14 protein-coding genes, 1 pseudogene and 1 riboswitch are annotated in these 14,581 nt (G+C 54.7%); of the genes and pseudogenes, 11 read left to right on the top strand and 4 right to left on the bottom strand.

The features are described from left to right. Window position 1 precedes the first annotated feature (1 nt). Both trpB and trpA read left to right on the top strand, forming a co-directional pair. Window positions 2–1,195: a tryptophan synthase subunit beta gene (gene trpB / locus ABLU88_RS01010; RefSeq protein WP_004850131.1), complete on the top strand. Its 1,194-nt coding sequence runs from the start codon at window positions 2–4 to the stop codon at window positions 1,193–1,195. Continuing rightward, the gene (trpA, locus tag ABLU88_RS01005; protein ID WP_032749463.1) at window positions 1,195–2,004 is read left to right on the top strand and encodes a tryptophan synthase subunit alpha; all 810 of its coding nucleotides are present in this window, start codon (window positions 1,195–1,197) and stop codon (window positions 2,002–2,004) included. The genes trpB and trpA overlap by 1 nt, the downstream gene beginning before the upstream one ends. Window positions 2,005–2,035: 31 nt before the next feature. On the opposite strand, the gene ABLU88_RS01000 is transcribed toward trpA, so the two are convergent. Then, on the bottom strand, window positions 2,036–2,491 hold the full coding sequence (locus ABLU88_RS01000; RefSeq protein ID WP_046878276.1) for a MarR family winged helix-turn-helix transcriptional regulator: 456 nt from the start codon (window positions 2,489–2,491) through the stop codon (window positions 2,036–2,038). 77 nt (window positions 2,492–2,568) lie between these two features. On the opposite strand from ABLU88_RS01000, the gene ABLU88_RS00995 reads away from it, so the two are divergent. Next, on the top strand, window positions 2,569–3,516 hold the full coding sequence (locus tag ABLU88_RS00995; RefSeq protein WP_046878277.1) for a zinc-binding alcohol dehydrogenase family protein: 948 nt from the start codon (window positions 2,569–2,571) through the stop codon (window positions 3,514–3,516). Between the two features lie 154 nt (window positions 3,517–3,670). On the opposite strand, the gene ABLU88_RS00990 is transcribed toward ABLU88_RS00995, so the two are convergent. Beyond that, a complete protein-coding gene (locus tag ABLU88_RS00990; RefSeq protein WP_241181430.1) occupies window positions 3,671–4,468 on the bottom strand; it encodes a LysR family transcriptional regulator in 798 nt (265 codons plus the stop codon). On the opposite strand from ABLU88_RS00990, the pseudogene ABLU88_RS00985 reads away from it, so the two are divergent. Continuing rightward, window positions 4,469–5,062, top strand: a pseudogene (locus ABLU88_RS00985) (SDR family oxidoreductase); the annotation flags it as partial. 80 nt (window positions 5,063–5,142) lie between these two features. On the opposite strand, the gene ABLU88_RS00980 reads toward ABLU88_RS00985, so the two are convergent. Then, entirely contained in the window at window positions 5,143–6,036 is an 894-nt protein-coding gene (locus ABLU88_RS00980; RefSeq protein ID WP_224225757.1) for a helix-turn-helix domain-containing protein, read from the bottom strand. A 310-nt stretch (window positions 6,037–6,346) separates the two neighbouring features. Between ABLU88_RS00980 and ABLU88_RS00975 the strand changes: the two genes are divergently transcribed. Both ABLU88_RS00975 and ABLU88_RS00970 read left to right on the top strand, forming a co-directional pair. After that, a complete protein-coding gene (locus ABLU88_RS00975; protein WP_025106977.1) occupies window positions 6,347–6,970 on the top strand; it encodes a LuxR C-terminal-related transcriptional regulator in 624 nt (207 codons plus the stop codon). A 524-nt stretch (window positions 6,971–7,494) separates the two neighbouring features. Continuing rightward, a complete protein-coding gene (locus ABLU88_RS00970) occupies window positions 7,495–7,740 on the top strand; it encodes a YmjA family protein (protein ID WP_014228996.1) in 246 nt (81 codons plus the stop codon). A gap of 121 nt (window positions 7,741–7,861) precedes the next feature. On the opposite strand, the gene ompW is transcribed toward ABLU88_RS00970, so the two are convergent. Next, a complete protein-coding gene (gene ompW / locus ABLU88_RS00965) occupies window positions 7,862–8,500 on the bottom strand; it encodes an outer membrane protein OmpW (RefSeq protein ID WP_004121296.1) in 639 nt (212 codons plus the stop codon). Between the two features lie 313 nt (window positions 8,501–8,813). Between ompW and ABLU88_RS00960 the strand changes: the two genes are divergently transcribed. From ABLU88_RS00960 to yciA, 5 genes are all read left to right on the top strand, one after another. After that, window positions 8,814–9,557, top strand: coding sequence for a YciC family protein (locus tag ABLU88_RS00960; RefSeq protein ID WP_004850117.1), 744 nt, complete (start codon window positions 8,814–8,816; stop codon window positions 9,555–9,557). 52 nt (window positions 9,558–9,609) lie between these two features. Beyond that, complete coding sequence (locus tag ABLU88_RS00955) at window positions 9,610–10,149, top strand: septation protein A (RefSeq protein ID WP_004101360.1); 540 nt, start codon at window positions 9,610–9,612, stop codon at window positions 10,147–10,149. 99 nt (window positions 10,150–10,248) lie between these two features. Beyond that, a riboswitch (Fluoride riboswitch) is annotated at window positions 10,249–10,310 on the top strand. A 79-nt stretch (window positions 10,311–10,389) separates the two neighbouring features. Then, window positions 10,390–11,706, top strand: a complete 1,317-nt coding sequence (locus ABLU88_RS00950; RefSeq protein ID WP_348836105.1) for a voltage-gated chloride channel family protein — start codon at window positions 10,390–10,392, stop codon at window positions 11,704–11,706. A gap of 182 nt (window positions 11,707–11,888) precedes the next feature. Beyond that, entirely contained in the window at window positions 11,889–14,069 is a 2,181-nt protein-coding gene (locus ABLU88_RS00945) for a TonB-dependent siderophore receptor (RefSeq protein ID WP_348836104.1), read from the top strand. Between the two features lie 98 nt (window positions 14,070–14,167). Beyond that, entirely contained in the window at window positions 14,168–14,566 is a 399-nt protein-coding gene (yciA, locus tag ABLU88_RS00940) for an acyl-CoA thioester hydrolase YciA (protein WP_004850109.1), read from the top strand. The last annotated feature ends 15 nt before the right edge of the window (window positions 14,567–14,581 follow it).

Below are 14,581 nucleotides of genomic sequence, written 5' to 3'. Positions count from 1 at the left end.
AATGAGTACTTTACTGAACCCCTACTTTGGCGAATTCGGCGGAATGTACGTTCCGCAGATCCTGATGCCCGCCCTGCGCCAGCTGGAAGACGCGTTCGTCAGCGCGCAAAAAGATCCGGCATTCCAGGCCGAATTTACCGACCTGCTGAAAAACTACGCCGGTCGTCCGACGGCGCTGACCAAATGCCGCAACCTCACTGAAGGCACCCGCACGACGCTGTATCTGAAACGTGAAGACCTGCTGCACGGCGGCGCGCATAAAACTAACCAGGTGCTCGGCCAGGCTCTGCTGGCGAAACGGATGGGCAAAACGGAAATTATCGCCGAAACCGGCGCCGGTCAGCACGGCGTGGCCTCAGCCCTCGCCAGCGCCCTGCTCGGCCTGAAGTGCCGCATCTATATGGGCGCGAAGGATATCGAACGCCAGTCGCCGAACGTTTTCCGCATGCGCCTGATGGGGGCGGAAGTGATCCCGGTTCATAGCGGCTCTTCTACGCTGAAAGATGCCTGCAACGAGGCCCTGCGCGACTGGTCCGGCAGCTACGAAAAAGCCCACTATATGCTCGGCACCGCCGCGGGTCCGCACCCGTTCCCGACCATCGTGCGTGAATTCCAGCGCATGATTGGCGAAGAGACCAAAGCGCAGATCCTCGAGAAAGAAGGTCGCCTGCCGGATGCGGTTATCGCCTGCGTCGGCGGCGGATCGAACGCCATCGGCATGTTCGCCGATTTTATCGACGAAACCGCTGTTGGCCTGATTGGCGTGGAGCCGGCAGGTCACGGTATTGAGTCCGGCGAGCACGGCGCGCCGCTTAAGCACGGTCGTGTGGGCATCTACTTCGGTATGAAATCGCCGATGATGCAAACCGAAGAAGGCCAGATTGAGGAGTCCTACTCCATCTCCGCCGGGTTGGATTTCCCGTCAGTGGGCCCGCAGCATGCTTATTTAAACAGCATTGGCCGCGCCGATTACGTGTCGATTACCGATGACGAAGCGCTGGAGGCCTTTAAAGAGCTATCACGCCATGAAGGGATTATCCCGGCGCTGGAATCCTCCCACGCCCTGGCGCACGCGCTGAAAATGATGCGTGAAAACCCGGAAAAAGAGCAGCTGCTGGTGGTTAACCTCTCCGGCCGCGGCGATAAAGACATCTTCACCGTACATGATATTTTAAAAGCGCGAGGGGAAATCTGATGGAACGTTACGAGACGCTGTTTGCACAACTGAAAGATCGCCGGGAAGGCGCGTTTGTTCCCTTCGTCACCCTCGGCGATCCGAATCCGGAACAGTCGCTGAAAATTATCGATACGCTGATTGAAGCCGGTGCCGACGCGCTGGAGCTGGGCATTCCTTTCTCCGACCCGCTGGCGGATGGCCCGACCATTCAGGACGCCACCCTGCGCGCTTTTGCCGCCGGGGTGACGCCCGCGCAGTGCTTCGAAATGCTGACGGCGATTCGCCAGAAACACCCTACCATTCCTATCGGCCTGCTGATGTACGCCAACCTGGTGTTCAGCCCCGGCATCGATGAATTCTACGCCGCGTGCGAACGCGCGGGCGTCGATTCCGTGCTGGTTGCCGATGTCCCCGTGGAAGAGTCCGCGCCGTTCCGCCAGGCCGCGCTGCGCCACAATATCGCGCCGATTTTCATCTGCCCGCCCAATGCCGATGACGATCTGCTGCGCCAGATAGCCTCTTACGGTCGCGGTTATACCTACCTGCTGTCGCGGGCGGGCGTGACCGGCGCGGAAAACCGCGCCGCGCTGCCGCTGCATCATCTGATTGAAAAGCTGGCCGAGTACCACGCCGCGCCGCCGCTGCAGGGCTTTGGCATCTCGGCGCCGGAGCAGGTTACCGCCGCGATTGAGGCCGGCGCGGCCGGCGCAATTTCCGGCTCCGCCATCGTCAAAATCATCGAGCGGAACGTGAATGACCCGCAGGCCATGCTGGCGGAACTCAAGGCTTTCGCCCGAAGCCTGAAAGCCGCCACTAAAGCGGCTTAACGTGCCTGCCGTCCGGCCCCGGGCCGGGCGGTTATTTCAGCTGTAAGCTGTCGGCGTATTTACGCGTCAGGCGAAACAGCGCCATCACCTCTTCTTGCGTCCATCCGGCCAGCACCTCATTCATCAGCCGCGTTCTTGCTCCCGCGATACGATCGATCATCGCCTGCCCCGCTTCGCTGAGCGTCACCTCGCTAATCCGGCGATCTTTTGCATTGGGCTGCTTGAGTACCAGCTGCTGCGCTTCCAGCTTCTTCACCTGCCTGCTGACGGTGGTGTAATCGCGACCGAGGCTATCCGCCAGTTCAACGACCCCAACGGGTCCCCTGCGCCCTATTGCCACCAGCAGCGGGAAGAGGATCCGATCGAGCTGGACCCCAGCCGCCTGCAGTATCTGCTCGTCGCGCATCGGCTGGTTCATCACGCTGATGATATCGAGCAGCGCGCCGTGAAAGCCGCTGATGTCGTAATTATTATGTGCATCTTGCATATATTGGTTAACCGGGTATAGTGCTGTTATCAGATACGTGCATTTTACACATAACTATCCCACAGGGGGAGAAGACGATGAAAGCAGCCGTGGTTTTTGACCTGCAGCAGGGGCCGGTGTGGTCCGATTTTCGCGATCCGCAGCCCGGTGAGCATCAGGCGTTAGTCGAGGTTCGGGCAGCCGCCATCAGTCATGTAGTGAAAGGCAGGGCCTCCGGTAAGCATTATAGTTTCGATGGCCGCCTGCCTTTTGTCCCGGGTATTGACGGCACCGGTATCTTACCCGGCGGAGAGCGCGTCTATTTCGCCTTCCCCGTCGCGCCCTGGGGCAGCATGGCGCAACGGGCTCCCGTCGCCTTAAACCACTGTCTGCCGCTGCCGGATGCGCTGGACGATATCACCGCCGCGGCAATGGCTAATCCGGGGATGTCGGCCTGGGCGGCGCTGGTCAAACGCGCCGGGATGAAAGCCGGGGAAACGGTACTGATCAACGGCGCCACCGGCAGCGCCGGGCAGCTGGCGGTACAAATCGCCCGTTTTCTCGGCGCCAGAAAAGTGATCGCCTGCGGGCGAAACGTGGAGAAGCTGGCCGCCCTCGGCGCTGATGAAACCGTTAACTTAAGTCAGGATGAGGCGGACTTACGGACGCAGTTTGCCGGGCTGGCGGCGCAGCAGATTGATGTCGTCGTCGATTATCTGTGGGGACGTAGCGCCGAACTTTTGCTGCCAGCGCTGGCAAAACACAGCCCAGGAAATGCGCCGGTACGTTTTATTCAGGTCGGTTCCCTTTCCGCCGCCGATATCTCTCTCAATGGCGCGGTGCTACGCTCCTCGCCGCTGCAGCTGATGGGCAGCGGAATTGGCAGCCTTTCTGTGCCCCAGCTGCTGGCCGCCACCGGGGAGATGCTGCAGGCCGCCGTCGCCGGCGGATTGACTATCGCCACGACTCCCCGGCCGCTTCGCGAGGTCGCCACGGCGTGGCCGCAGGACGACAGCCAGAAACGCACCGTCTTTGTCGTCGATTAAAAAAATCGCTTCTGCACAAAAGTTGGGGTTGATATCTTAAATGAGAAATATTATCTTTCTCATTACTGAATAGTTGAGCAAACAGCTCAGGTATTCGGTACGACATTGCTCACATTGCTTCCAGTATTTTTGCCCGCACTTGTGCGGGCTTTTTTTATGGTTGTCGACACACTCTGCGCACCAGCTGCCTTAGCCAGCGATGTGCCAATTCATGCTCGTGGCGAGGATGCCACATTTGTGACACCGTTATCTCCGGCGTACTCACCGGGAGAGGAAAAGCGACCATCTCTTTTCCCGCCGCGCTCTGCAGGCAGGAGGCCGGGACAACGGCGATGAGCTGAGAATCCCGGGCCACGGCCAGCGCGGCGGAAAAACCAGGCACCACCGCGGCAATCCTGCGGCGCATGCCACACGCCGCCAGCGCGTCATCAACCGGCCCGCGTATCAACCCGCGACGGGAGGTAATGACGTGCCCCACGGAAACAAATTGTTCCCGCGACATGTCGGCAAAGGCGGCCAGCGGATGGTTTTTGGCCAGCGCGACGACAAAACGATCGCGAAACAGCGCCTGCAGGCGGATCTCCGGCCCCATATTTTTCAGTACGCCAATTTCCAGGTCCACCCGCCCCTCGCGTAAAAATCGGGCATCTTTCTCCGGCTTAGCGACAAACTCCAGCGTCACGCCCGGTGCTTCCCGCGCGGCGGCGTTCACCAGCGCCGGGCCAAAAGCGTCTATAAATCCCTCATTGGTACGCAAAGTAAATTGCTTCTCGAGGGTCGATAAACTCAGCGGCGCAGGCGAAGCGTTGAGCACCGCGCGCATCTCGGAGACAACGTTTTTTGCCCGCGCCTGCAGACTTTCTGCGTGCGGAGTCAGCACCATGTTTCGCCCGGCTCTGACCAGTAGCGGGTCGCCGGTGACCTGCCGTAGGCGCGTCAGCGTGCGGCTCACGATCTCTCACAAACGACGCCGCTGCACCATCTGGCCGAGGCTTATCCTGGACGGGTGCGCATTGAGGCGCTGAATATTTGTGATAGCGACGGGATCGCGGCGCTGCGCAATGCGCTTGCCGATAGCGTGCTGGATATGCTGTTCGTCAATGCGGGCACCACCAACCGCGATCCCACACAAACCATCGGCGAGATCGCGACGGAAGAGTTTATTCACGTCATGCTGACCAACGCGCTCGCGCCGATGCGGGTCATAGAAAATCTGCAGGCGCTGGTGCTGCCGCAGGGGCTGATTGGCGTTATGTCTTCAGGACAAGGCTGTTTGAGCAATAATACCGGCGGGCAGCGCGAGCTGTATCGCGGGAGCAAAGCCGCGCTGAATATGTTTATGCGCAGCTTTGCCGCCCGCCCTGCCAGCGTATCGCATCCGATGGTGGTCATGGCGCCGGGGTGGATCCGCACGGCTCTTGGCGGCGAGAGCTCCCCGCTCACCATGGCGGAGACCATCCCCTCGCTGGTGAACGTGCTGCTGGAAAAACAAAATCGTCCCGGATTAGAGTATCTGGATTATCGCGGATATCACGTGCCGTGGTGATAAGTCTATGCGTATTAATGGCCTGCAGACGGGTTCATGGCAGTCAATTTTCGCTTTTTACTGGGCAAAGCTGCCATCATCTAAATATAACCGACCGGGACATAATAATGCAGGGTATAAATGGGCCGGTCGTTTCCTAAAGCAATATTTTCCTGAGGGACAAAACGTTCGATATCATAACCTTCACGTCGATACAGCCCCAGTTCAGGAAGGTATTTCAGATACACATGATTCGAAAGAAAAATAAATTCTTCCCATGAGCCACTAAATTCAAGACCAAGGTATAGCCCACGTTTAGCGACCCGTATCTCACGAAAAGAAGCCACCCGCGAATTAAACGGTGTGCCGATGAATCCATTGATCGCTGTTTTATATATATTGTGCGCAGCGGGAGAACATGCAGAGAGAATGTAGATATCGCGGTCTGCGCCTGTCGCGCCGCCGGCAATTTTTCTCCGGGTGACCTCTTTTCGCGTAGCGATATCATCAGTCAGAGATAGCGTATAGTTGAATCCATATCCAGCAAACGACTGCTCTTCAAGAAAACAAAGGTAAGGTGCCGGTACGCCGCCGCCCTGCGGTGCCACTTTCTGATAAAGTAACGACATATCCCAACAGGTCGAATCCCGGTACGCTCCGGGACTAAGCCCAAAGGTTTTTTTAAACTCACGGGAAAAGGTTTGATGAGAATCAAAGTGCAGTAAACAGGCAATCGATGAAATTGATTGCTGAGTCAGCTTTAGCTTACCGGCGGCAAGCGTCATTCTGCGCATGCGAATATATTTCCCGACGGGAAGGCCGGCCTGCTCATGGAACAGGTTATAAACAAAACGCCGGGAATACCCAACCCCACAGGCGATATCATCAACGGACGGATTGATTGTCAGGCGGGATTCAATCCACTCCACCACCTCATTAAAAATTGCCCGTTTCATTGCTTTTAAGAATACCCTGATCAATTCATCCTCAGCCAAAATCTTACCAGTAAAGCAATACGGACACTAAGCTTTTCGTGCACGACAAAAATAAATAAAAACGATCTCAGTTAAAAAACCCAAAAAGGCTTATTATCTATTTGAAAGATAAGATTTTTCCTATGAAAAATATCTGAATTCTCATTTTCTATAGAAATATTGCTTTTTAAAAAACTCTACAATATCTTATTTGCAGTTTGTTAAACCACTCATTACCGTTAGACCTCTTAGTTTTACGTATGGCCATCATCAGGCCCTGACACTATTTTAATTCTGATTTATTTATTCATAAGCATGTGAATCTTTATTTATGATAACCATTTTAATCAATACCAAAAATATCTACACCCGATATGCCATCAAGCAGCTGATGCAGGAAAGCGTAGCCCACGAGGAAAACCTCATTTTTGTAGATAGCTACACCCCCGGTAACATCGCAGAGGCTCACATCATATTCACCGAAATGGCACCCGGAGAAATATTTTTATGTCATGATGAGTTGAAATATAAAACCACGAAAAGCTTACTATTTATTATTCAGGAAAGGGAAAATCAATGTTCGGAAAGTGAACTCCCCAACTGTACTAAAGATTGTTTGTTTTTATATAAAGGTGATTCGCTTCCGGCGATAAGAAATAAAATAAAACTTCATGTTTATGCATTCACCTGGACGGACAATGAAACAGGATATCGCCCGCAGACTAGCCGCTGCATTAACTGTCCCTGTAAATCGCTTACCCAGGCGCAGTCAAAGGTCGTCTATGCCCTGAGTCTTGGGCTTAACCAGCTGGAAATCGCAAATAAATTGAACATTAACTATAAAACAGTGTATTCTCACAAGAAAAATGTCATGCATGACTTTAAGATTGAAAGCAATACCGATCTTAATAAGTTTCTAAACGTGCTAGAGAAAAGAAAACAGTTTATGACCTAGCGTCACGATCGTCAGAAGTATAAAAGCAACGAAACACATTACGTCGTCTTCTGATCTCATTAAAATAAGCCACGCCATTGTATACGGAAATAACCAATAGCAAGATGGAGATAAATAAAAGAAGTAAATTACTCATAAAACACCCTGGATATAAAAGAAAAGACATTTACAGGCAGAGGCATCATAGAGCACGGCGTATTATTCCAACAAGCCATTTGCTTTTATTTCAGAATCGATGGTGTCGCGGCAAGAGTTTTCTCATTAAACGTGCAGCTCAAATAACATAGCATTAGAAACCAGATGTTTAATAACTCTCCAAACGGAACAACCGTACCAATAGCCTTAATAAAGGCCAGCGCATGTCGCACGAACATCCTTACTCCCCGATGGCGGGGCGTTACCCTCCCGTTGCGCATAGTGTGGGCTAGTCATACGTTTTTCCGGGCGTTCCTGAGCTAAAGCCAGGCAGGGGTGATATTATTCAAGCCAGAAAATACAGGCACAACGTCAACCGGGAGCGATTTATGCACGAGGAAGTACCACTGAAATATTACGACATTGCGGATGAGTATTCGACGGAGTCCGCCGAGCCCGTCAGCGAGTCAGAACGTGAGCCCCTGGCGCGCTATTTTCAACTGCTGATTACGCGGCTGATGAATAACGAAGAAATCAGCGAGGAGGCGCAGGGAGAGATGGCCATACAAGCGGGCATCGATCGGCAGCGCATCGATGATATCGCGGTATTCCTGAATAAATGGGGTAATGAGTAGCGGTTGACGCGGACGTTCCGCGGAGTGCTTGCGGCAAATGACGCATCGACAATCGCAGCTGCGGACTTCGCGTCGGGACGTGCAATAAAGCTGGTCATTGCGACCAGCTTTACCTGAGACTTTAGAACCGGTATCCGGCAGAGAACATAAACACCCACGGATCCAGACGAATACTGTCGTGCTGCTGCGCGCCCGCCAGCTTATAGTTGGCGGTGGTGTCGATATCCATGTACCACACCGACATGTTAATCAGCCAGTCGCGGTTAATCAGATAGTCCATCCCCACCTGTCCTGCCGCCCCCCAGGAGTCTTTCAGGCTCAGATCGGATATGCCGGTCTTTTTACCCGTATCGTTCACGCTCTCATCGAAGAAGGTCGTGTAGTTGATACCCGCGCCAATGTATGGACGCAGCTTGCTGCTGGAGTCGCCAAAATACCACTGCGCCATGAGCGTCGGCGGTAAATGGTGAACGGTCGCAATATTGCCGGTTGCCGCGGTCCCGACTTTATGGCGGAACGGCGTGGCGGCCAGCAGTTCAACGCCGATGTTATCCGTTGCCATATAGGTGAACGTCAAACCCAGTTGCGTATTATTGCTGACGTTAAAGCCCCCCAGGCTGCCTAACGTGCCGCCCGCGCCTTCGGTCGGTCTGACCGTTGCCGAACCCGCGCGAATAAAAAATTCACCGGCTTCATGCGCCCAGACGCTGCTGCCGGAAAGACTGCTCAGAATAACAACCGCCGCTGCTAACTTTTTCATACCCACTTCCTCATTATGGTTATTCAGCGCCAGAATATACCTACATTGAAGTATGTTTGATCCAACATAGATCACATTAAGTGGGCAAATTTAACATTTATTGATCCAGATTAATTTTCACTTTCTCAATACAATCAGTGAGAAGCGTGTCGTATCAAATTTCTTCCTTTATGACACTCAAAGCAGCGCGTCGCTGATTTCCTCTTCTATTTACAAAGATATACTTAGCCTGCAGGAGCAGAGACTGCTACCCAGCCGCGATTTGCGGTACAATCGCCGGCTAGTTAACACCTGCAATACTCAAGGAGAATGCATGTCTATCACGGCGAAGTCCGTCTACCGTGACACCGGGAACTTTTTCCGCAATCAGTTCGTTACTATCCTGCTGATTGCGCTGCTATGCGCGTTCATTACGGTAGTACTTGGCCATGCCTTTTCACCCAGTGAAGAGCAGCTGTCAATACTGAGCCAGGGCGATAGCCTGGCGGGTAGCGGCGGGCTGTTTGAACTGGTCCAGAGCATGACGCCGGAGCAGCAGCAAATCCTGCTGCGCGCGTCTGCGGCCTCCACCTTCTCAGGACTGGTAGGTAACGCCATTCTTGCCGGCGGCGTTCTGCTCATGATTCAGATGGTCTCCGCCGGCCAGCGAGTCAGCGCCCTGCGTGCGATCGGCGCTTCTGCGCCGGTGCTGCCAAAGCTGCTGCTGCTGATCCTGCTGACGACGTTTATCGTGCAGATGGGAATGATGCTGGTGGTGGTGCCGGGCGTCCTGCTGGCTATCGTGCTCTCTTTCGCACCGGTTATGCTGGTGCAGGATAAAATGGGGATTTTCAGCGCCATGCGTAGCAGTATGCGTCTGGCCTGGGCCAACGTACGTCTGGTGGCGCCGGCCATTATCGGCTGGCTGCTGGCGAAAACGCTGCTGCTGCTGTTTGCCTCCAGCTTCGCGGTCCTGACGCCAAACGTTGGCGCGGTGGTAATAAATACCCTCAGCAATCTTATCTCCGCATTGTTGCTGATCTATTTATTTCGCTTGTATATGCTCATTCGTAACTAACCTAATCCGGGGCGGGTGCTCCCTGCCCCAACCTGAACGACGGAATCGATGTATGAAGCAGTTTCTGGATTTTTTACCGCTGGTAGTCTTCTTCGCATTCTACAAGCTTTATGATATCTACGCCGCGACGACCGCGCTGATTATCGCTACCGCCATCGTGCTGATTTACAGCTGGGTGCGCTATCGTAAAGTCGAGAAAATGGCGCTGATTACCTTTGTGCTGGTGGCCGTATTTGGCGGATTAACCATCTTCTTCCATAACGATGAGTTTATTAAATGGAAGGTGACGGTTATCTACGTGCTGTTTGCCAGCGCGCTGCTGTTTAGCCAGTGGGTGATGAAGAAGCCGCTGATCCAGCGCATGCTGGGTAAAGAGCTGACGCTGCCGCAGCAGGTGTGGTCGCGTCTGAATCTGGCCTGGGCGGTGTTTTTCATCCTTTGCGGACTGGCGAATATCTATATCGCTTTCTGGCTGCCGCAGAATATCTGGGTCAACTTCAAGGTCTTTGGTTTGACCGCCCTGACGCTGGTATTCACCCTGCTGAGCGGCGTGTATATCTATCGCCATATGCCGCAGGACGACAACCACTAAGCTGGCTTTCCCACGGCACGCCGGACGGCGTGCCGCGTTCTTCGCTTTTCCCCTCTCCGCATAAATCGCTTCAGCTGAAACGATTCGTAATGTAAGCTGTTTCTCACAGGAGATGGCATTCCTCCTTGAACCGCCATGTGGCTAATGATGCCTGCTTTTTATTCCCGGACCGGGAATGGGCAGGCATATCTGAATTGCAGGCACCGCGTCCGGGAAGGTTAATCTTCTAAGGAACTGACGATGCGTGCAAACCGCTTTTCATCACTCTCTCTGCTTTTCTTCCTCGGAAAATGGCTGCTCCTCGCCTTTATCATCGCGGTGCTGGCAGGTACGGCATCGGCGTTTTTTCTTTTCTCACTGCAGTGGGCCACGGCAACGCGTGAAGCTCACCGCTGGCTTATCGGGCTCCTGCCTTTGGCCGGTTTTGCCGTCGGCTGGCTCTACCTGCGCTACGGCACCCGCGTGGAGGCCGGCAATAACCTGATTCTGGAAGAGATTCACGACCCTCAGCGCATCATTCCCTTGCGCATGGCGCCGCTGGTCTTTTTCGGCACCGTTGTTTCTCATCTGTTTGGCGCCTCCGTCGGGCGTGAAGGCACGGCGGTGCAGATGGGTGCCTCGATTGCCGACCGTTTTACGAGCCTTTTCCGTCTTAACGACGATGCCCGGCGAATGATACTGATGGCCGGGATCAGCGCCGGTTTCTCTTCGGTTTTCGGTACCCCTCTCGCCGGAGCGCTATTCGGGCTCGAGGTCCTGGCTATCGGACGGATGGACTACAGCGCCATTCTTCCCTGTCTGTTTGCCGCGATTATCGCCGATCGGGTCGGCATCATGTGGGGCGTGCAGCATACGCACTACTTTATTACCGGCTTTCCCACGCTGACGCTCTGGACGCTGCTGGCCATCATTATCGCCGGCTGCTGCTTTGGCCTCGCGGCACGCATTTTCGCCGACAGCACGCATGCGGTCGGCGCCTTGATGAAAAAACGGATTCACTACGCGCCGCTGCGGCCGTTTATTGGCGGACTGGCGATTGCCGGCGCCGTCTGGCTGCTGCACGGAGAGCGCTATATTGGCCTGGGCATACCGGTGATAGTAGACGCTTTCCAACATCAGCTGGCGCCGTGGGATTGCTTCGGCAAACTGATCTTCACCGTTGTCTCTTTAAGCAGCGGATTTAAAGGTGGCGAAGTCACCCCGCTGTTTTACGTCGGCGCGACGCTGGGCAATGCGCTGGCGCCGCTGCTGCATATGCCGCCAGGTTTTCTGGCCGGGATAGGTTTTGTCGCCGTCTTTGCCGGCGCGGCGAATACCCCCATCGCCTCGACGCTGATGGCGATTGAGCTGTTTAGCGCGGAAATCGGTGTTTACGCGGCGCTGGCCTGCGTGGTGGCATGGCTGGTCTCGGGCTATACCGGTATTTATCGTTCCCAGCGCATAGCCTGCCTGAAACAAAGCTATGTCCCGACCGGCATCAGACTGGCTGAGCTCCCGGCGTGGTACCAATCGCAAACAGGCCGTCAAAAAACCGACAACGAAACCCCCACCTCCTGACGAACGCGCCCGGAAACCGGAGGGTTCAGGCTCGCCGGTTTCTTCATGATATCTACCACATGCCGGAAAGTTGCGGCAATTGTGAGGATTTAATGGAGATTAGCGTCGCTTTATTGAAACGATAATGATTATCATTGATATTCTCGATCTCAATTTTTCATGATTTGATATGGATATTTATAATGAGAACGCAGAAAAATCACATAGCAACCCCCCTGGCCCTGGCCATTGCAGGCTTACTCAGCCCAGGGGTCTTCGCCGAAGAGGTGGAACAGGATACGGAGACCATGGTGGTTCATGGCACCGCCGAAGAGGCGCTGAAGCAGCAGCCGGGCGTCTCGATCATCACTGCGGAAGATATTGCTAAAGATCCCCCGGTTAACGATCTCTCAGAAATCATCCGTAAAATGCCCGGCGTCAACCTGACCGGCAACAGCGCCAGCGGCAGCCGCGGCAATAACCGTCAGATCGACATTCGCGGAATGGGACCGGAAAACACGCTGATTCTTATCGACGGAGTGCCCGTCACCTCCCGCAATTCAGTGCGCTATAGCTGGCGCGGCGAGCGCGATACCCGCGGCGACAGCAACTGGGTACCGCCGGAAATGGTGGAACGCATTGAAGTTCTGCGCGGCCCTGCCGCAGCGCGCTACGGCTCAGGCGCCGCGGGCGGCGTCGTCAATATCATCACCAAACGCCCCACCAACGACTGGCACGGCTCGCTTTCGCTGTATACCAATCAGCCGGAAAATAATAAAGAAGGCGCCACCAACCGGGCTAACTTCAGCCTCAACGGACCGCTGGCGGGAGATGCCCTGACCATGCGTTTGTACGGCAACATTAACAAAACGGAGCCCGATGCCTGGGATATTAACCGCGCGCAAAATGGCTCTTACGCGGCGGGCCGCGAAGGGGTACGCAACAAAGATATTAACGCCCTGCTGTCGTGGAAAGTTACGCCGCAGCAGATCCTGGATTTTAGCTACGCCTATAGCCGCCAGGGCAATATTTATGCCGGCGATACGCAGTACAGCAACAGCAATATGAGCCCAAATGGCCTGGTGGATACGCTGTACGGTCAGGAAACCAACCGGCTATATCGGCAGACCTGGGGCCTGACCTACAATGGGATCTGGGACTGGGGCCAGTCGAAGGCAGGCGTCTACTACGAAAAAACCAACAATACCCGCCTGCAGGAGGGCACCACCGGCCGCGTTGAAGGGATGATCAACAGCGATGTCTATGACACCAGCCGCCTGGAGTCGTGGCGCTCAACCGCAGAGGTGAATCTCCCCTTCAACTGGCTCGCTGAACAGACCCTGACTCTGGGCATGGAGTGGAATCGCGATGAGCTAAACGATCCGGCGTCCATGCAGGCCACCACCACCACGGATGCTCTCCCCGGGATTTCGGGCGATCCTTCACAACGCAGCCCTAAAAACAGCGCCACCCTGACCGGTATTTATCTGGAAGACAATATCGAAGCGACCCCGGGCACCAATATTATCCCAGGTCTGCGCTTCGACTATCATAACGACTTCGGCAGCAACTGGAGCCCGAGCCTGAACCTGTCGCAGGATCTGGGCGATATGTTTAAGGTCAAAGCGGGCATCGCCCGGGTATTTAAAGCGCCGAACCTGTATCAGTCGAGTGAAGGCTATCTGCTTTCTACGCGGGGTAACGGCTGCCCGATAAGTATTGCCGATGGCAACTGCTATCTGTTGGGTAACCCGGACCTCGATCCGGAAATCAGTATCAACAAGGAGATAGGCCTTGAGTTTAACCTGAACGGTTACAACGCCGGCGTCACCTGGTTCCGCAACGACTACAAAAACAAAATCGTCTCCGGCACCGAGATACTGGGTAATACCGCGACCGGAGCGAATATCCTGCAGTGGGAGAACGGCGGGAAAGCGGTCGTCGAAGGCCTTGAAGGCACGCTGCTGGTTCCGATCATTGTCGATACGCTCAGCTGGCGCACCAATGCCACTTATATGATCAAATCGGAAAACAAAGATACCGGAAACCCGCTGTCCGTTATTCCGAAATACACCATCAATACCCTGCTTGACTGGCAGGTGACCAGCAAGTTTTCGGCGAACGTCAACTGGACTCTGTACGGTCGGCAGAAACCGCGGGAATATGCGGAAATTCGTACTGAAAACGGCGTACTGGCCACCAATGAAGTGGGCTCCTATTCCGTGGTTGGTATCGGCGGCAACTATCAGCTAATGAAAGACCTGCGCCTGAACGCCGGGATCAGTAACCTGTTCGATAAGCAAATTTATCGTGAAAACGAAGGGGCTTCGACCTATAACGAACCGGGTCGCGCCTATTACGCTGGCGTCACGATCTCCTTCTAACCCCTCACGCCCGCTATCGCGGGCGTATTCCCTATTCTCTCAGCGTCATTTTCATAGTAGCATCCGCCTGATCATCTTTGACTAGTACAGAGTATAGAATGACAACAACAGATCTTACGCCGAAGGGCGAATTGGTATTACGCACCCTGGCGATGCCGGCGGACACCAACGCTAACGGCGATATTTTCGGCGGCTGGCTGATGTCGCAGATGGATATTGGCGGGGCGATTATGGCCAAAGAGATTGCCCACGGTCGCGTCGTGACCGTGCGCGTCGACGGCATGACTTTTTTACGCCCGGTCGCGGTCGGCGACGTGGTGTGCTGCTACGCCAGCTGCGTGAAGCGCGGCAATACGTCGATAACCATCAATATGGAAGTGTGGGTCAAGAAGGTGTCGTCTGAACCCATCGGCCAGCGCTACAAAGCAACCGAAGCGCTGTTTATCTACGTCGCGGTAGATAATGAGGGTAAACCGCGCGCCCTTCCCGCCCAGTAATTCTGCCGGCCCGGC

Origin of the sequence: Klebsiella sp. GW_Kp182 (genome assembly GCF_040062275.1) — a bacterium.
Classification (GTDB): Bacteria; Pseudomonadota; Gammaproteobacteria; order Enterobacterales; family Enterobacteriaceae; genus Klebsiella; species Klebsiella michiganensis.
This window is presented reverse-complemented; position numbering and strand designations above follow the sequence as displayed.

What these genes read in the sequence shown, in the direction of transcription:
- ABLU88_RS00945 (WP_348836104.1), top strand. Translation starts at nt 11,889, where the DNA reads ATGAGAACGCAGAAAAATCACATAGCAACCCCCCTGGCCCTGGCCATT.
- ABLU88_RS01000 (WP_046878276.1), bottom strand. Translation starts at nt 2,491, where the DNA reads ATGCAAGATGCACATAATAATTACGACATCAGCGGCTTTCACGGCGCG.
- trpB (WP_004850131.1), top strand. Translation starts at nt 2, where the DNA reads ATGAGTACTTTACTGAACCCCTACTTTGGCGAATTCGGCGGAATGTAC.
- ABLU88_RS00995 (WP_046878277.1), top strand. Translation starts at nt 2,569, where the DNA reads ATGAAAGCAGCCGTGGTTTTTGACCTGCAGCAGGGGCCGGTGTGGTCC.
- trpA (WP_032749463.1), top strand. Translation starts at nt 1,195, where the DNA reads ATGGAACGTTACGAGACGCTGTTTGCACAACTGAAAGATCGCCGGGAA.
- ABLU88_RS00960 (WP_004850117.1), top strand. Translation starts at nt 8,814, where the DNA reads ATGTCTATCACGGCGAAGTCCGTCTACCGTGACACCGGGAACTTTTTC.
- ABLU88_RS00950 (WP_348836105.1), top strand. Translation starts at nt 10,390, where the DNA reads ATGCGTGCAAACCGCTTTTCATCACTCTCTCTGCTTTTCTTCCTCGGA.
- yciA (WP_004850109.1), top strand. Translation starts at nt 14,168, where the DNA reads ATGACAACAACAGATCTTACGCCGAAGGGCGAATTGGTATTACGCACC.
- ABLU88_RS00955 (WP_004101360.1), top strand. Translation starts at nt 9,610, where the DNA reads ATGAAGCAGTTTCTGGATTTTTTACCGCTGGTAGTCTTCTTCGCATTC.
- ABLU88_RS00975 (WP_025106977.1), top strand. Translation starts at nt 6,347, where the DNA reads ATGATAACCATTTTAATCAATACCAAAAATATCTACACCCGATATGCC.
- ompW (WP_004121296.1), bottom strand. Translation starts at nt 8,500, where the DNA reads ATGAAAAAGTTAGCAGCGGCGGTTGTTATTCTGAGCAGTCTTTCCGGC.
- ABLU88_RS00970 (WP_014228996.1), top strand. Translation starts at nt 7,495, where the DNA reads ATGCACGAGGAAGTACCACTGAAATATTACGACATTGCGGATGAGTAT.